The sequence below is a fragment of the Bradyrhizobium sp. S3.7.6 genome, assembly GCF_054061875.1.
Genome location: NZ_JBSSEQ010000001.1, coordinates 5,972,404 through 5,988,438, shown reverse-complemented (window position 1 = coordinate 5,988,438; position 16,035 = coordinate 5,972,404). Strand labels below are relative to the sequence as shown.

Sequence of the window (16,035 nt, the reverse complement as noted above, 5' to 3'; positions counted from 1 at the left end):
TGGTTCAAAGGCCCGTTGGCGGGTCATTCCCTCACAAGCGCGATACTAGTCTTGGCCACTTGGTAACGCTATCATTTTGTTCGCGGCGCCCGCGCCTGATGCGGCAGGCCTGTCGTCCGACCGCCGCGACGACGAGCTTTGCCGCTCGATCACCTTGAAGCCGAGATCGAGCACCGGCTGCTCGGGGCGCCGTCCGTCGATCGCTTCGATCAGCATGGTGGCGGCCGTGTTGCCCATCTCGTAGCGGTTGGTGCGCACGCTGGTGAGGGTGGGTACCGCGGAGGCCATGAATTCGAGGTCGTTGAATCCGACGATCGCGATCTGCTCGGGGACCGCGATCTCCCGGCGCCGGCATTCGAACAGCACGCCGAGCGCGAGGTCGTCATTGGCGCAGAACACCGAGTCGATATCAGGCTCGCGCGCCAAAAGATCGGTGAACAGGGTGCCGCCGAGCGTCACCGAGGTCGGTGTCGCCGTCGTGACGACGAGGCGCTGCTCGAACAGCGCGGCGTCCTTCATGGCCGAGACATATCCGTCCAGCCGCCGCTGCACCCGCGGGTCCATGCGCGCGCCGACGAAGCCGATCTTGCGATGGCCTTGCGCGAACAGGTGGGCGATCGCCGCGCGGGCCGCATCATAGTGCGAAAAGCCGATCATCATGTCGACCGGATTGGGCCCGACCTCCATGATCTGCACGATCGGGCAGTCGGCGGCCTCCAGCATCGCGCGCGATTCCGCGGTCTGGTCGATGCCGGTGACGATCAGTCCGGCCGGCTTCTGCGCGAGAAACAGTCGCAGCAGCTTCTCCTCCTGGAGAATACTGTAGCGTGTGTTGGACAGCTGGATCGAGTACCGGCTGCCTTCGGAGGCGTCGTAGATGCCGCGCAGCACGTCGGAAAACACGTTGTTGGTCAGTGACGGGATCAAGACGCCGATCACTTCGGTGCGCTGCGAGGCCAGCGCCCGCGCCGCCAGGTTCGGCACATAGCCGAGCTCATTGGCTGCGCTCTCGACCCGCGTCCGCTTGGCGACCGACAGGGCCTCCGGATTGCGGAAGAACCGGGACGCCGTGATCGGGCTGACGCCGGCAAGCTCGGCAACTTCCGCCAGCCGGATTTTACCTGACTTGGTGCGTTTTCGACCCATTAGTTGCTCTTATCACAGTCGGTCCGGCAAACAAAGGAACGTTGACAGCGCTACCAGCAACGACTAACCAAAGACAAATTGCCAAAACCGCACAAACTGCCGACAATGTCGCTCGCTAAGATCGGGCTTCGTTCGGTGAAGTCTGAAAAACAAGACGGTCGCGGCGCGTGAGGCGTCGTGGACTTTCGAGGAGGGAGCTAGATGTCGTCTGTGCAAATCCGCGACGTGCGGAAATCGTTCGGCAATTTTGAAGTCCTGCACGGCGTTTCGATTCCGATCGAGGACGGCCAGTTCGTCGTCCTGGTTGGCCCCTCCGGCTGCGGCAAGTCGACGCTTCTGCGCATGCTTGCAGGCCTCGAGAACATCACCTCCGGCACGATCTCGATCGGCGACCGCGTCGTCAACAATATCCAGCCCAAGGAGCGGGATATTGCGATGGTGTTCCAGAACTATGCGCTCTATCCGCACATGACCGTCGGCGAGAACATGGGCTTCTCGCTGAAGCTGCGGAACGCGAGCTCCGACGAGATCAACAAGCGCGTCAAGCGCGCCGCCGAAATTCTCGCGCTGTCGCCGCTGCTCGAACGCTATCCGCGCCAGCTCTCCGGCGGCCAGCGCCAGCGCGTCGCGATGGGCCGCGCCATCGTGCGCGATCCGCAGGTGTTCCTGTTCGACGAGCCCTTGTCGAACCTCGACGCCAAGCTGCGCGTCGCCATGCGCACCGAGATCAAGGAGCTGCACCAGCGGCTGAAGACGACGACCGTCTACGTCACCCACGACCAGATCGAGGCCATGACCATGGCCGACAAGATCGTCGTCATGCATGACGGCATCGTCGAGCAGATGGGCACCCCGCTGGAGCTCTACGACAAGCCCGACAACCAGTTCGTCGCCGGCTTCATCGGCTCGCCGGCCATGAACTTCCTGAAAGGCCATGTGCGCGTCAACGGCGTTGCGACCTTCGAGGGGCCGAACGGCGTCAAGCTGCCGCTCAAGAACGCGCCGGCGGCGTCCGACGGTCGTCCTGTCGTCTACGGTGTGCGACCCGAGCATTTCACCATCGCGGACGACGGCGCCGATGCCGAGATCATCGTGGTCGAGCCGACCGGCTCGGAGACGCAGGTGTTCGCGAAGGTGGGTGGCGAGCAGGTCGTCGCGGTCTTCCGCGAGCGTCACCAGTTCAATCCGGGCGACAAGGTCAAGCTGAAGCCTGACCCGTCACTGGTTCATCTGTTCGACGAGGCGACGGGCAAACGTATGTAGCCGCGCCGAAGGATTGCCCAACGACTATTCAAGAACGACCCAATACAAATATAAAATTCAGGGAGAGAACGATGAGCAATTTCGACAGGCGAAGTGTGCTTAAGGCCGGCCTGGGCGGCGCAGCGTTGCTGGCCGGCCCGGGCATCGTGCCGGTCCGCGCCGCGGAGTGGACCAACACGCCCGAACCGAACGCGTCCATCCGCGTCTTGCGCTGGAAGCAGTTCATCCAGGCCGAGTTCGACAAGTTTGCCGAGCAGACCAAGAAGTTCTCCGAGAAGACCGGCGTCAAGATCAAGCTCGAGGCCGAGAGCTGGGAAGACATCCGCCCCAAGGCCGCGGTGGCCGCCAATGTCGGCGCCGGCCCCGACCTCATCATCGGCACGCTCGACGATCCCCACAAATTCCCGGAAAAGCTGATCGATATGACTGATGTCGCCGACTATCTCGGCGCGCAGTATGGCGGCTGGTATCCGGTTGCCGAACGTTACGGCAAGAAGGGCAACAGCTGGATCGCCATTCCGCAGGGCGCGACCGGCGGCTGCCTGAACTACCGCATCAGCCACGTGAAGGCTGCGGGCTTCGAGGAATTCCCCAAGGACACCGCCGGCTTCCTCAAGCTCTGCCAGGCGTTGAAGAAGAACAACACGCCGGCCGGCTTCGCGCTCGGCCATGCCACGGGCGATGCCAATGGCTGGTGCCAGTGGGCGCTCTGGGCGTTCGGCGGCAAGGTCGTCAACGACAAGAACGAGGTCGTGATCGACTCCCCGGAGACGGTCGCCGCGCTCGAATACGTCAAGCAGCTCTACGAGACCTTCATCCCGGGCGTGCTGTCGTGGAATGACTCGAACAACAACAAGGCGTTCCTGAACGGCGAACTCAGCCTGACGCTGAACGGCATCTCGATCTGGACCGTCGGCAAGAACTCCACCGATGCGAAGCAGCAGGAGATCGCCAAGGACATGAACCACGCGCCGATGCCGATCGGCCCCGTGGGCGTGTCGACCGAGCAGCAGAACGTGCTGGTCTACTACGGCTACAAGCACTCGAAGTATCCCAAGGCGGTCAAGGAATTCATCAAGTTCATGATGGACAAGGAGAACTACGACGCCTGGGAGGTCGCTTCCAACGGCTACGTGTCGCCGCCGCTGCCGGCCTACAACGACAACCCGGTGTGGACGTCGGATCCGAAGATCACCCCGTATCGCGACTGCCTGAAGCGCTGCCGCGACAACGGCTTTGCCGGCGATCTCGGCTATGCCTCCGCCGCGGTGATGGGCGACTTCGTCGTCGTCGACATGTTCGCGGAAGCAGCCTCCGGCTCGGCGACGCCGAAGCAGGCGGCGGCGCGCGCCGCCGAGCGCGCCAAGCGCTACTACCAGGTCTGATCAACGCCAATCCGCGCGGCGTCCGGTTCGCCGGACGCCGTGACTTTTCTCCCGAGGGGAATCCGACATGGCAGTCATGGCCGAGTCCGCTGTCGCGCAGGTCAAGCGCGCCAGCCTCTGGACCAGAGCATTCGAGAGCCGGAATTGGCTCGGCGCGATGTTCATGGTGCCGGCGATCGCGATCCTCATCCTGTTTCTGGCTTATCCGCTGGCGCTGGGCTTCTGGCTCGGCATGACTGACACCAAGATCGGCGGGGCCGGGCGCTATATCGGCTTTGCGAACTTCGTCTCGCTCTCCAAGGATTCGGTGTTCTGGCTCTCGGTCTTCAACACCATCTTCTATACGTTCACCGCGAGCATCGTGAAATTCGCCATCGGCCTTTACCTCGCGCTGCTGCTCAACGAGCGGCTGCCGTTCAAGTCGATGATCCGCGCCATCGTGCTGCTGCCCTTCGTGGTACCGACGGTGCTGTCCGCGATCGCGTTCTGGTGGATCTATGACAGCCAGTTCTCGATCATCTCCTGGGTACTGATCAAGGCCGGCCTGATCACGCGCTACATCGACTTCCTCGGCGATCCCTGGAATGCGCGCTTGTCGGTCGTCGCCGCCAACATCTGGCGTGGCGTGCCCTTCGTGGCGATCACGCTGCTGGCGGGATTGCAGACGATTTCGCCCTCGCTCTACGAGGCGGCCAATCTCGATGGCGCCACCAACATGCAGCGCTTCCGCCACATCACGCTGCCGATGCTGTCGCCGATCATCGCGGTCGTGATGACATTCTCGGTGCTGATGACGTTCACCGACTTCCAGCTGATCTACACCATCACGCGGGGCGGGCCGATCAATGCCACGCATCTGATGGCGACGCTGTCGTTCCAGCGCGCCATCACCGGCGGCAATCTCGGGGAGGGCGCAGCGATCTCGAACGCGATGATCCCGTTCCTGGTCGCAGCGATCCTGCTCAGCTTCTTCGGGCTTCAGCGCTCCCGCTGGCAGCAGGGCGGGAGGGACTGACCATGAGCACCGCGGACGACCAAAGCGTCGGAATGGACTATCTCGAGAGCTTCCCGCGGAAGTTCTTGCGGGTCTACTTTCCGCTCGGCCTGATCATCTTCTTCCTGCTGTTCCCGTTCTATTGGATGGCGGTCGCGACGTTCAAGCCGGACGCGGAGATGTACGATTACGAGAAGTACAATCCGTTCTGGATCGTGAATCCGACCATCGAGCACATCAAGAAGCTGTTGGTCGAAACCGACTATCCGCTCTGGATGTGGAACACCGTGATCGTCTCGGTGTCCTCCACCTTCATCTCGCTGTTCGCCAGCGTCTGCGCCGCCTACGCGATCGAACGTCTCCGCTACAAGGGCTCGCGCTATGTGGGGCTAGCGATCTTCCTCGGCTATCTCGTGCCGCCCTCGATCCTGTTCATTCCGCTGGCGGCGATCGTGTTCCAGCTCGGCCTGTTCGATGGCAATCTGGCGCTGATCCTGACCTATCCGACCTTCCTGATCCCGTTCTGCACCTGGCTCCTGATGGGCTATTTCCGCACCATTCCCTACGAGCTCGAGGAATGCGCGCTGATCGACGGTGCGACGCGGCTCCAGATCCTGGTCAAGATCACGCTGCCGCTGTCGCTCCCGGGGGTGATCTCGGCCGGCATCTTCGCCTTCACGTTGTCCTGGAACGAGTTCATCTACGCGCTGACCTTCATCTCCTCGTCGGAGAACAAGACGATTCCCGTCGGCGCCATCACCGAGCTCGTCAGCGGCGACGTCTACCATTGGGGCGCGCTGATGGCGGCGGCCCTGATCGGCTCGGTCCCCGTAGTTATCCTTTATTCCTTCTTCGTGGAGTACTATGTGTCGGCGATGACCGGCGCCGTGAAGGAATGATCGCGGGGCCTGCCTTGAGAGCGTGCCAGGAGAACGTGTCAGGAGCGGCGCGCTCCGGCCAATAAGAAGGAGTAGGCTCTTGCACATTCTGGTTCTGGGCGCCGCCGGCATGGTCGGCCGTAAATTGTGTGAACGGCTGTTGCGCGACGGCCGGCTCGGCAAGAGCGACATCACCAAGCTGACCATGCACGACGTGGTCGAGCCCAAAAAGCCGGAAAAGGCCGGTTTCCCGGTCGAGACCGTGTCAGGCGATTTCGCCGTGCCGGGCGCAGCCGAAAAGCTGATCGCCGGCCGCCCCGACGTGATCTTCCATCTCGCCGCGATCGTCTCCGGCGAAGCCGAGCTCGATTTCGACAAGGGCTACCGCATCAATCTCGACGGCACGCGGATGCTGCTCGATGCCGTCAGGCTCGTCGGCGGCGGCTACAAGCCGCGCGTGGTCTTCACCTCGTCAATCGCGGTGTTCGGCGCGCCGTTCCCGGACGCGATCGGCGACGAGTTCTTCCACACCCCGCTGCTCAGCTACGGCACCCAGAAGGCGATCGGTGAATTGCTGCTCGCCGACTATTCGCGCCGCGGCTTCCTCGACGGCATCGGCATCCGCTTGCCAACCATCTGCATCCGGCCCGGCCTGCCCAATAAGGCGGCATCGGGCTTCTTCTCCAACATCCTGCGCGAGCCGCTGGCCGGCAAGGAAGCGATCCTCCCGGTCTCCGAGGACGTCCGCCACTGGCACGCCACGCCGCGTTCCGCCGTCGGCTTCCTGCTCCACGCCGGCACCATGGACCTCGCCAAGGTCGGTCCGCGCCGCAACCTGACCATGCCCGGCTTCTCGGCTACGGTCGGCGAACAGATCGCTGCGCTCAAGCGGGTGGCCGGCGACAAGGTCGCCGCGCGCATCAAGCACGAGCTGGATCCGTTCATCGTCGGCATCGTCGGCGGCTGGCCGCGCAATTTCGAGGCGAAGCGGGCGCGCGAGCTCGGCTTCACCACCGAAGAAAAGACTTTTGACGACATCATCCGCATTCACATCGAAGACGAGCTCGGCGGCAACTTCGTCGCCTGATCGAACCGATGAACAGCGTGGATATGACGATGGCGAGCGTTGCTTGCATCGGTGAATGCATGGTCGAGCTCCGGCAGGCCCAGGGTGGACAGTCCGCTGGACAGTCCAGCGGGCATGGCCAGGGCGGCGGCCTGTATTCGCGCGGCTTCGGTGGCGACACCCTCAACACGGCGGTGTATCTGGCGCGGCTCGAGGTCAAGGTCGACTATCTCACCGCGCTCGGCGACGATGCCCTGAGCGACGAGATGATCGCGGCCTGGAATGCGGAGGGCGTCGGGACCCGCCGCGTCTCCCGGCTGCCGGGCAAGCTGCCCGGCCTCTACATGATCCAGACGGATGCGAAGGGCGAGCGGCAGTTCTTCCACTGGCGCGACAGTGCGGCAGCGCGCCAATTGATGAGCCTGCCGGAGACGGATGAGCTGCTCAACTCGCTGATGAGCTACGACATCATCTATCTCTCCGCGATCACGCTCTCGATCTACGGGGCGGCCGGGCGCGAGCGCCTGTTCGCGGCGATCAAGCGGGCGCGCCTGCTCGGCACCCGCTTCGTGTTCGACACCAATTTCCGCGCGCGGGGATGGCCGGACCGCGACGTCGCCCGCGAGGTCTTTGCCACGGCGTTTGCGACCGCCGACATCGTGCTGACCTCGACCGAGGATCTGCTCGCGCTCTATCCCGGCGAAAGCCACGAGCAGTTGATGGCGCGCATTCCCACGCCCGAGCTGGTGTTCCGTCTCGCCGCGCCCGTCAGCCTGTTGCGCTTTCCCGGCGGCACCAGCGAAGTCCGCGCCGAACCGATGACCAAGCCGGTCGTTGACACCACCGCGGCCGGCGACAGCTTTGCCGCGGCCTATATCGCGGCCCGGCTCGGCGGCTCCGATCCGGTCGAGGCGGCCCAGGCCGGGCACCGCCTCGCCAGCCTCGTGATCTGCTATGCCGGCGCCATCATTCCGGGCTATGCCATGCCGCCGAAGAAGCGGCACCGGCCAGCGACCACGCGTCAAGCGACCAAGTGAAACGAAAGCCAAGATGACCACGACTGCCCAACAGAACCACCTCGTCGCGCTGTTCAAGGCCGCGACCGTCATTCCTGTCCTCACCATCGAGCGTATCCAGGATGCCGTGCCGCTGGCGAAAGCGCTGGTGGCTGGCGGCGTCCGCACGCTGGAGGTGACCATGCGCACCCCCGTTGCGATCGAGGCGGCGAGGGCGATGATGGCCGAGGTGCCCGAGGCGGTCGTCGGCATCGGCACGATCCTCAAGCCGGCCGATTTCGTCCGTGTCGAGAAGTTGGGCGTCGCGTTCGGCATCAGCCCGGGTCTGACCCCCGATCTCCTGAAGGTCGCCGCGGACAGCTCCTTGCCGTTCGCCCCAGGCATCGCCACCGCCTCCGAGCTGATGCTGGCGCTGTCGTACGGCCTCGACGTCGCAAAATTCTTCCCGGCCGAGCAGGCCGGCGGCATCAAGGGCCTGCGCGCGCTGGGCGGCCCGTTCCCGAACGTGCGGTTTTGCCCGACCGGCGGTGTGGGCGAGGCCAATGCAGCAACCTGGCTTGCCGAGCCCAACGTGGTCGCGGTCGGCGGTTCCTGGCTATGCCCGACGGCGGAGATCAAGGCCGGGAACTGGGCCGGCATAACTGCCATCTGCCAGCGCACCCTCAAGGCCCTGAAAGCCACGTGAAGTCTTGCAGTTGGTGGGCTAAGACATAGGTCAGTAAGAGACCCCAGGGAGATGACCATGACCGCCAGCATCGTCGGATGGGCGCATACGCCGTTCGGCAAGTTCGACACCGAGACCGTCGAAAGCCTCGTCACCCGCGTGGCCAACGAGGCGATGGCCGATGCCGGCATTTCCGCGTCCGACGTCGACGAGATCGTGCTCGGCCATTTCAACGCCGGCTTCTCGCCGCAGGATTTTACCGCCTCGCTGGTGCTCCAGGCCGACCCGAAGCTGCGCTTCAAGCCCACGACCCGCGTCGAGAACGCCTGCGCCACCGGCTCCGCCGCGGTCCATCAGGGCCTGCGTGCGATCGACGCAGGCGCGGCCAGGATCGTGCTCGTCGTCGGCGTCGAGCAGATGACCCGCACCCCGGGTCCGGAGATCGGCAAGAACCTGCTCAAGGCGTCCTATCTGCCGGAGGACGGGGACACCGTCGGCGGCTTCGCCGGCGTGTTCGGCAAGATCGCCAGCTCCTATTTCCAGAAATACGGTGACCAGTCCGATGCGCTGGCGCTGATCGCGGCCAAGAACCACAAGAACGGCGTCGCCAACCCCTTCGCCCAGATGCGCAAGGATTTTGGCTTCGAGTTCTGCCGCGCCGAGAGCGAGAAGAACCCCTATGTCGCGGGTCCCCTGAAGCGCACCGACTGCTCGCTGGTCTCCGACGGCGCCGCGGCGCTGGTGCTGGCCGACGCCGAGACCGCCAAGGGCATGAGCAAGTCGATCGGCTTCCGCGCCACCGCGCACGCCCAGGACTTCCTGCCGATGTCCAAGCGCGACATCCTCCAGTTCGAGGGCTGCACGGTCGCCTGGCAGCGCGCGCTGGAGAAGGCGGGCGTTGCGCTCACCGATCTCTCCTTCGTCGAGACCCATGACTGCTTCACCGTCGCCGAGCTGATCGAGTACGAAGCGATGGGCCTGACGCCGAAGGGGCAGGGCGCCCGTGCCATCAAGGAAGGCTGGACGCTCAAGGACGGCAAGCTGCCGGTCAATCCGTCCGGCGGCCTGAAGGCCAAGGGCCACCCGATCGGTGCCACCGGCGTCTCCATGCACGTGATGACCGCGATGCAGCTTGCCGGCCAGGCGCCCGAGGGCATGCAGCTCAAGAACGCCAAGCTCGGCGGCATCTTCAACATGGGCGGCGCGGCGGTTGCCAACTACGTCTCCGTGCTGGAGCCGTTGAAGTAAGTTCTCGTAGGGTGGGCAAAGGCGCGTTTGCGCCGTGCCCACCTTTTTGTTGCGCTAGATCATGGTGGGCACGCTACGCTTTGCCCATCCTGCGGCTCTTCATTGATTGGCAGGGAATGCATCATGGGCAATGATTACGAAGACTCGCTGTCGATAGACGCACTCAACGATCGCATCGCGATCCTCGAGGACAATATCCGGCAGCTCATCGAGCAGGCCGCTGCCGCCTCCGGCGAGCAGAACGAGTCGCGCATCGCCGACCGGATCAACCAGCAGAACGATGAGCTCGACCGCCTCATCAAGATCCGCGAATCCCGCCAGAAGAAATAGCGGCCGCGGCACCGCGCATGCGGCCATACCCCGGCCGCCCTTGCGCGTGCGGCGTCGCTGCCCTTAGCTGGACCGAAATCGCAGGGCCAGGTTGAGCCCGCGCAATCGGGAGCGAACGGATGGGGCCGCTGAAGGGCATCAAGGTCGTGGATATGACCACCGTGCTGATGGGTCCCTATGCGACCCAGATGCTCGGCGATTACGGTGCCGACGTGATCAAGGTGGAATCGCTCGACGGCGACGTCACCCGCCTGATCGGTCCGATGCGCCATGCCGGCATGGGCCCGGTGTTCCTCAACACCAACCGCAGCAAGCGCTCGATCTGTCTCGATCTGAAGAAGCCCGCCGGCCGAGAGGCCGTCCTGCGGCTGCTGAAGGACGCCGACGTTCTCGTCTACAATGTCCGCCCGCAGGCGATGGCGCGGCTTCAGCTCGGCTACGACGTCGTCTCCGCAATCAACCCGCGTCTCGTCTACGCCGGCGTGTTCGGCTTCGGCCAGGACGGGCCCTACGCGGCAAAACCCGCCTATGACGATTTGATCCAGGGCGCGACCGCGCTCCCCGCCTTGATGGCGCAGACGGGTGATGGCGTGCCGCGCTATGTGCCCAACGCGCTGGTCGACCGCATCGTCGGTCTCACTGCGGTCGGCGCGATCTGCGCCAGCCTCGTGCATCGGGATCGCACCGGCCGCGGCCAGCGCGTCGACATCCCGATGTTCGAGACCATGGCCGGCTTCGTCATGGGCGACCACATGGGCGGGCTCACCTACGAGCCGCCGCTCGACAAGGGCGGCTATGCCCGCCACCTCTCGCGCGACCGCCGGCCCTACAAGACCTCGGACGGCTATCTCAGCGTCATCGTCTACAACGACAAGCAGTGGGAGAACTTCTTCAAGGCAACGAGCCGCGACGATCTGCGCGCCGACCCCAAATTCGCGACCTTCGCCGGCCGTGCCGCCAATATCGACGTCGTCTATGCCGAGCTCGCGCGCATCTTCGAGACCCGCACCACGGCCGAGTGGATCGACCTGCTGACCAAGGCCGATGTGCCCGTGATGCCGATGCACGACCTCGCGTCGATCCTGCACGACGAGCATCTGGAAGCCACCGGCTTCTTCCCGGTCGTGAACCATCCGACCGAAGGCCCGATCCGCAGCATGAAGGTGACGGCCAGTTGGTCGGAGACCGAGGCCGAGCCGGCAAGGCTGGCGCCGCGGCTCAACGAGCATGGCGCGGAGATCCTGCGTGAGATCGGCTATTCCGCGGACGAGATCGACGCGATGGTCCGCGATGGCGTCACGCGTTCGCCGCCGGAGCAGGGAGGGGCATCATGAGCTTCATCACCGGCGTCGGCCTCACACCTTTCGGCAAGCACGAAGGCTCGTCCTCGCTCGACCTGATGAGCAAGGCGGCGCAAGCCGCACTCGACGATGCCGGTTTCAAGCGCGCCGACATCGACGGCATCCTCTGCGGCTACTCGACCGTCTCGCCCCACATCATGCTGGCCACCGTCTTCGCCGAGCATTTTGGCATCCGTCCGTCTTACGCGCACGCCGTGCAGGTCGGCGGCGCGACGGGCCTTGCTATGACCATGCTGGCCCATCACCTCGTCGAGGCGGGCGTCGCGCGCAACGTCCTCGTCGTTGCTGGCGAGAACCGCCTCACTGGCCAAAGCCGCGACGCTTCGATCCAGGCTTTGGCGCAGGTCGGGCATCCCGACTACGAGGTGCCGCTCGGCCCGACCATTCCCGCCTATTACGGCCTGGTCGCCACCCGCTACATGCACGAATACGGCGTGACGGAAGAGGATCTCGCCGAATTCGCGGTGCTGATGCGCGCGCACGCCTGCACCCATCCCGGCGCGCAATTCCACGATCCCATCACGGTCGCCGATGTCATCGCCTCGAAGCCGGTGGCAATGCCGCTCAAGCTGCTGGACTGCTGCCCGGTGTCGGACGGCGGCGCGGCTTTCGTCATCAGCCGTGAGCGGACCGGCGAGGCCGGCGTGCGCATCCGCGGCTGCGCCCAGGCGCATACCCATCAGCACGTGACGGCCGCGCCCGCGCTCAGCGAGCTCGGTGCTGAAATCTCCATCGCCCGCGCCAAGGAGGCCACCGGCCTTGCGATCTCCGACGTGCGCTACGCCGCGATCTACGACAGCTTTACGATCACGCTCGCCATGCTGCTGGAAGACCTCGGCCTCGCCGGCCGCGGCGAGGCGGCTGCGCGCGTGCGATCAGGCCATTTCAGCCGCGACGGCGCGATGCCGCTCAACACCCATGGCGGCCTGCTCAGCTATGGCCATTGCGGCGTCGGCGGCGCGATGGCGCATCTGGTCGAGGCGCATTTGCAGATGACGGGGCGGGCGGCTAGCCGCCAGGTGCGCGACGCATCGATCGCGCTGCTGCACGGCGACGGCGGCGTGCTGTCGTCCCACGTGAGCATGTTTCTGGAGCGCGTGCGATGAGCGAACGAATCGCGGACTGGACCAAGGGTGAGCAGGCCATCACCTTTCAGACCTGCGGCGCATGCGGCCATGCGCAGTATTTCCATCGCGCCTTCTGCGCGGCCTGCGGCGCGCCCGATCCGCGCGATGCGCGCGCCTGCGGCAAGGGCAGCGTCTATGCGACTTCGCTGGTCTGCCGCGCCGCCACGCCCGAGACCCGGGCGCACTTGCCCTACAACATCCTGCTGGTCGATTGCGCAGAGGGATTTCGCATGATGGCGCACGGCGAGACGAATCTAGCTATCGGCGATGAGGTCACTGCGAGCTTCCCGACGTTTGCCGGCAAGCTCGTGCCGTTTTTCAGCAAAAGGAAATAGTAGGATCCGTCATTCGGGGGCGGTCCGAGGGACCGAGCCTGGAACGGGATTCTGAGCCTGGCTTGTGCGAGAGCCACCCCGGAATGACGAAAACACTCTACGCAACTCTTGCTAACGCCCGTAGAACAATATGCTGGCGATGACGAGCATCGCCGTCACCGCCAGCATATGCGCGAGCGCTCCCGAGGCCGCCCCCTTGGTGGCTTCTTCCTTCATGCCTTTTTCTCCCTAGACTTGGGCGTGACTCATCGTTGCGCGGCTAGCGCACCCGACGGTCAATTGTTTTTTACTCGGAACACCCCATGCGAGTATTCACCGTGATTTGTCCCCACACGGCGAATATCGACTGTCCCAAGGTCGATCAGCAATGCGGCGGCATTTTGACTCGATGATGTTGCTGTTGCGGTCACGCCAGAATACAGTTTCGTGGGACTCTCGCCGCTAACGACAAAAAGCATCAAAGGCCCAAGGAAATCGTCAAGGAAATCTTCAGGTAAATCATGGCCCGTATCAACTACAGCGACCCGTTCAAGGCGTCCGACCGCACCCGCGAAATTCTCGACAAGAACCGCAACGCCAACATCTTCCGCATGATGGCGCACTCGCCGAGCTATTTTGAGCAGTATTGCCGGCTCGGCGGAGCCATCCGCCACAAGGGCGAGCTCGATCCCATCGTGCGTGAGCTAGCGATCACCCGCACCGGCATTTTGTGCGAGGCGCCGTATGAGATCGTCGCGCACAAGCGCATCGGCAAGAATGTCGGCGTCACCGACGAGCAGAACGAAGCGCTGGAGAATTGGCAGGCCGCGACCTGCTTCAATGAGGTGCAGCGCGCCGCGCTCGCCTTCACCGACGAGATCGTGAAGCTGAAGAAGCCGACGGATGCGACGTTCAAGGCGATCGCATCGAAGCTGACACCGGCCGCGCTGGTCGAACTCCAGCTTTCGGTCGGCTTCTACATCATGACGTCGAAATTTCTGGAGACTTTTGAAATCGATCTCCAGCCCGTCACGGAAGTGGTGGGCTAATCCAAAAACTGTGGCGAGGTCTGCCGATGACGATCGATGAATACGCGGTCTGGGCCGCGAGCATTGCGAAAGTCGATGAGCATCCGTCCAACGAGCGGCTGTCCTATCTCGGGCTCGGCCTCGCCGGCGAATCCGGCGAGGTGGCCGACCACATCAAGAAGCTGCTGCGCGATGACTGGCTCGACAAGGCGGGCCTCGTCGATGAGCTCGGCGATGTCATCTATTACTGGGCCTGCCTGTGCGCCGCGACCGGCCAGCAGCCGTCCGAATTGCTCAAGGCGAGCGCGGCCAAGATCAAGCGGCGACTGAGCGAAGCCGCGAGCCGCTGACCCGGATCAGCGCGCTCACGTCGACGTCAGAATGTCGACCTTGGCATTGGCGACGATCAGGCGGTCGGCCAGCAGCTGCGCCAGATTGCGCATGATGCGCTCGGAGGCGCGCGGGTGCTGCTTGCGGAAGCGCTCGAAATCCTTCAGCGGCACCTCGAATGCGGTCGCCGCCATGTCCGCGAAAACATCGGCCGAACGCGTCGGCTCCAGCAGCGCCATCTCGCCGAAGGCCATACCGGCGGTCAGCGTCGCCAGCCGCACGCCGTCGGGCAGGGTGACATGTACGGCGCCGCTGCGCAGGAAGAACAGGAAATCGGCGGGGTCGCCTGTCGTGATGATCTTTGCCCCGGATGGAAAGGTCCGGATCGTGCAGATCGAGGCGAGGTCGGTCAGCTCTTCCTCGCTCATGCCTGATAGCAGCGGCTGCTCGGCGAGCTCGGTGGTCTCGTGGAAATCGATCGAGCCGCCGTAGCGGTAGACGATCTGGTCTTCCGCCCATTCGATCGCGGTGTCGAGCAGATAGAAGTCGCGGACGTTCTTCAGCTCCGCCGTCCATTCCCGCAGGCTGTCCCATTCCTTCGACGCACGCCTGACCCCTGACAGTACGACGGTCACGTTCAGCGCTGCCAGCTCCTCGAACGCCTCGGCCACGAGCCGCGCCCCGGCGCGCGTGGTGGAGGTGACGCGGTGGAGATCGAAGATCACGATTTGCGGCCGGGGCTGTCCGGCCAGCCGGCGCGAGACATAGTCCACCGCCGACAGCGACAGCGTGCCGACCAGCTCGATAACCCGCACCTCCTGCTCATGCCCGGCCAGAATCTTGCGCTCCTGCGGCCGGCGCACGCGCCGCGACGGGCTCTTGCCGATGTCGTAGTCGGCGATGACGGCGTTGCGGGCGTCGTCCCTGCGGTTGAGCATGTGCAGGTCGTAATGCGAGGACAGCGCCTCGCAGACCTTGATGCCGCGCACGCTGTTACCGTGCTTGTCGAGCTTGGGCGAATAGCAGCCGAGCCCGAGCCGGGCGGGAAGGGCCGCGAGGATGCCGCCGCCGACGCCGCTCTTGGCGGGGATGCCGATCCGGTAGATCCACTCGCCGGCGTAGTCGTACATGCCCGACGACGTCATCACCGACAGCGTGCGCGAGATGGCGTAGGGTGTCAGCACCTGCTCTCCGGTTACGGGATTGACGCCGCGATTGGCGAGCGTCGCCGCCATCACCGCGATGTCGCGCGCCGTGACCAGCACCGCGCATTGCCGGAAATAGACGTCGAGCACGCCCGCGACATTGTCCGAGATCACCGCATTGGTCTTGAGGAGGTAGCCGATGGCGCGGTTGCGGTCGCCGGTCTGGCTCTCCGAGCTGTAAACGGCCTCGTCCACCGCGAGATCGCGCCCCGCAAAACGGCTGAGCGCAAGCCGGATCTGCTCGAAGGCTTCCGTGCCCTTGCTGTCATAGATCAGCCCGGTGCAGGCGATCGCGCCGGCATTGACCATCGGGTTGAACGGATGGTTCTCGGAATTGAGCCGGATCGAGTTGAAGGGATCGCCCGAGGGCTCGACGCCGATCGCGCTCTCGACGCGGCCGGCGCCCAGGAGGTCCAGCGCCAGCGCGAACACGAAGGGCTTCGACATCGACTGGATGGTGAAGGGCACCCGGCTGTCGCCGACCTCGTAGACATGGCCGTCCAGGGTCGCGAGGCTGATGCCAAAATGGGCAGGGTCGGCCTTGCTAAGCTCGGGGATGTAGTCGGCAACGGCGCCGGAGGTCTCGGCCGAGAATTCGTTGAGACAATTGCCCAGAAACCGCAGCAAGGGCGGCTTCGAGCGGGTCCAGGCGGAGGCGAGAGGCGAAAGCGTTGTCATCG

General features: G+C 64.5%; 16 protein-coding genes. 14 read left to right on the top strand and 2 right to left on the bottom strand.

What is annotated here, in order from left to right:
* Window positions 1–45: 45 nt before the first annotated feature.
* Window positions 46–1,146 (bottom strand): HTH-type transcriptional regulator GntR, encoded by a 1,101-nt coding sequence (gene gntR, locus ACVJ5M_RS29610; protein ID WP_063983850.1) that lies wholly within the window; start codon window positions 1,144–1,146, stop codon window positions 46–48.
* A gap of 201 nt (window positions 1,147–1,347) precedes the next feature.
* Here gntR and ACVJ5M_RS29605 point away from each other — a divergent pair, with 201 nt between their 5' ends.
* From ACVJ5M_RS29605 to ACVJ5M_RS29540, 14 genes are all read left to right on the top strand, one after another.
* Window positions 1,348–2,409 (top strand): ABC transporter ATP-binding protein, encoded by a 1,062-nt coding sequence (locus ACVJ5M_RS29605; protein ID WP_063983849.1) that lies wholly within the window; start codon window positions 1,348–1,350, stop codon window positions 2,407–2,409.
* Between the two features lie 71 nt (window positions 2,410–2,480).
* Window positions 2,481–3,794, top strand: a complete 1,314-nt coding sequence (locus ACVJ5M_RS29600) for an ABC transporter substrate-binding protein (protein ID WP_063983848.1) — start codon at window positions 2,481–2,483, stop codon at window positions 3,792–3,794.
* 67 nt (window positions 3,795–3,861) lie between these two features.
* On the top strand, window positions 3,862–4,809 hold the full coding sequence (locus ACVJ5M_RS29595; RefSeq protein ID WP_063983847.1) for a carbohydrate ABC transporter permease: 948 nt from the start codon (window positions 3,862–3,864) through the stop codon (window positions 4,807–4,809).
* A 2-nt stretch (window positions 4,810–4,811) separates the two neighbouring features.
* Entirely contained in the window at window positions 4,812–5,687 is an 876-nt protein-coding gene (locus ACVJ5M_RS29590; RefSeq protein WP_014495982.1) for a carbohydrate ABC transporter permease, read from the top strand.
* Between the two features lie 79 nt (window positions 5,688–5,766).
* A complete protein-coding gene (gene denD, locus ACVJ5M_RS29585) occupies window positions 5,767–6,753 on the top strand; it encodes a D-erythronate dehydrogenase (RefSeq protein ID WP_071914932.1) in 987 nt (328 codons plus the stop codon).
* Between the two features lie 29 nt (window positions 6,754–6,782).
* Window positions 6,783–7,769 (top strand): sugar kinase, encoded by a 987-nt coding sequence (locus tag ACVJ5M_RS29580; RefSeq protein WP_354099498.1) that lies wholly within the window; start codon window positions 6,783–6,785, stop codon window positions 7,767–7,769.
* Between the two features lie 13 nt (window positions 7,770–7,782).
* On the top strand, window positions 7,783–8,433 hold the full coding sequence (gene eda, locus ACVJ5M_RS29575; protein WP_028146563.1) for a bifunctional 4-hydroxy-2-oxoglutarate aldolase/2-dehydro-3-deoxy-phosphogluconate aldolase: 651 nt from the start codon (window positions 7,783–7,785) through the stop codon (window positions 8,431–8,433).
* A 57-nt stretch (window positions 8,434–8,490) separates the two neighbouring features.
* Window positions 8,491–9,660 carry an acetyl-CoA acetyltransferase gene (locus tag ACVJ5M_RS29570; RefSeq protein ID WP_063983845.1) on the top strand — a complete coding sequence of 390 codons (1,170 nt, stop codon included), beginning with the start codon at window positions 8,491–8,493 and terminating at the stop codon, window positions 9,658–9,660.
* 123 nt (window positions 9,661–9,783) lie between these two features.
* Window positions 9,784–9,990: a hypothetical protein gene (locus ACVJ5M_RS29565; protein WP_014495977.1), complete on the top strand. Its 207-nt coding sequence runs from the start codon at window positions 9,784–9,786 to the stop codon at window positions 9,988–9,990.
* 119 nt (window positions 9,991–10,109) lie between these two features.
* The gene (locus ACVJ5M_RS29560; protein ID WP_063983844.1) at window positions 10,110–11,324 is read left to right on the top strand and encodes a CaiB/BaiF CoA transferase family protein; all 1,215 of its coding nucleotides are present in this window, start codon (window positions 10,110–10,112) and stop codon (window positions 11,322–11,324) included.
* Window positions 11,321–12,457, top strand: coding sequence for a thiolase family protein (locus ACVJ5M_RS29555; RefSeq protein WP_063983843.1), 1,137 nt, complete (start codon window positions 11,321–11,323; stop codon window positions 12,455–12,457). The genes ACVJ5M_RS29560 and ACVJ5M_RS29555 overlap by 4 nt, the downstream gene beginning before the upstream one ends.
* A complete protein-coding gene (locus ACVJ5M_RS29550; protein WP_063983842.1) occupies window positions 12,454–12,813 on the top strand; it encodes a Zn-ribbon domain-containing OB-fold protein in 360 nt (119 codons plus the stop codon). Before ACVJ5M_RS29555 ends, ACVJ5M_RS29550 begins: the two co-directional genes overlap by 4 nt.
* A 500-nt stretch (window positions 12,814–13,313) precedes the next feature.
* Window positions 13,314–13,841, top strand: coding sequence for a carboxymuconolactone decarboxylase family protein (locus tag ACVJ5M_RS29545; protein ID WP_028146557.1), 528 nt, complete (start codon window positions 13,314–13,316; stop codon window positions 13,839–13,841).
* A 26-nt stretch (window positions 13,842–13,867) separates the two neighbouring features.
* Window positions 13,868–14,170, top strand: coding sequence for a nucleoside triphosphate pyrophosphohydrolase family protein (locus tag ACVJ5M_RS29540; protein WP_014495972.1), 303 nt, complete (start codon window positions 13,868–13,870; stop codon window positions 14,168–14,170).
* A gap of 15 nt (window positions 14,171–14,185) precedes the next feature.
* Here the strand turns inward: ACVJ5M_RS29540 and glsA are convergent, their stop codons facing one another.
* Window positions 14,186–16,033 (bottom strand): glutaminase A, encoded by a 1,848-nt coding sequence (gene glsA, locus ACVJ5M_RS29535; RefSeq protein WP_063983841.1) that lies wholly within the window; start codon window positions 16,031–16,033, stop codon window positions 14,186–14,188.
* Between the last annotated feature and the right edge of the window lie 2 nt (window positions 16,034–16,035).

Excerpts from the sequence above, each read along its gene's own strand:
- gntR (WP_063983850.1), bottom strand. The coding sequence starts at position 1,146 with ATGGGTCGAAAACGCACCAAGTCAGGTAAAATCCGGCTGGCGGAAGTT.
- ACVJ5M_RS29605 (WP_063983849.1), top strand. The coding sequence starts at position 1,348 with ATGTCGTCTGTGCAAATCCGCGACGTGCGGAAATCGTTCGGCAATTTT.
- ACVJ5M_RS29600 (WP_063983848.1), top strand. The coding sequence starts at position 2,481 with ATGAGCAATTTCGACAGGCGAAGTGTGCTTAAGGCCGGCCTGGGCGGC.
- ACVJ5M_RS29595 (WP_063983847.1), top strand. The coding sequence starts at position 3,862 with ATGGCAGTCATGGCCGAGTCCGCTGTCGCGCAGGTCAAGCGCGCCAGC.
- ACVJ5M_RS29590 (WP_014495982.1), top strand. The coding sequence starts at position 4,812 with ATGAGCACCGCGGACGACCAAAGCGTCGGAATGGACTATCTCGAGAGC.
- ACVJ5M_RS29580 (WP_354099498.1), top strand. The coding sequence starts at position 6,783 with ATGGCGAGCGTTGCTTGCATCGGTGAATGCATGGTCGAGCTCCGGCAG.
- eda (WP_028146563.1), top strand. The coding sequence starts at position 7,783 with ATGACCACGACTGCCCAACAGAACCACCTCGTCGCGCTGTTCAAGGCC.
- ACVJ5M_RS29570 (WP_063983845.1), top strand. The coding sequence starts at position 8,491 with ATGACCGCCAGCATCGTCGGATGGGCGCATACGCCGTTCGGCAAGTTC.
- ACVJ5M_RS29565 (WP_014495977.1), top strand. The coding sequence starts at position 9,784 with ATGGGCAATGATTACGAAGACTCGCTGTCGATAGACGCACTCAACGAT.
- ACVJ5M_RS29560 (WP_063983844.1), top strand. The coding sequence starts at position 10,110 with ATGGGGCCGCTGAAGGGCATCAAGGTCGTGGATATGACCACCGTGCTG.
- ACVJ5M_RS29555 (WP_063983843.1), top strand. The coding sequence starts at position 11,321 with ATGAGCTTCATCACCGGCGTCGGCCTCACACCTTTCGGCAAGCACGAA.
- ACVJ5M_RS29550 (WP_063983842.1), top strand. The coding sequence starts at position 12,454 with ATGAGCGAACGAATCGCGGACTGGACCAAGGGTGAGCAGGCCATCACC.
- ACVJ5M_RS29545 (WP_028146557.1), top strand. The coding sequence starts at position 13,314 with ATGGCCCGTATCAACTACAGCGACCCGTTCAAGGCGTCCGACCGCACC.
- ACVJ5M_RS29540 (WP_014495972.1), top strand. The coding sequence starts at position 13,868 with ATGACGATCGATGAATACGCGGTCTGGGCCGCGAGCATTGCGAAAGTC.
- glsA (WP_063983841.1), bottom strand. The coding sequence starts at position 16,033 with ATGACAACGCTTTCGCCTCTCGCCTCCGCCTGGACCCGCTCGAAGCCG.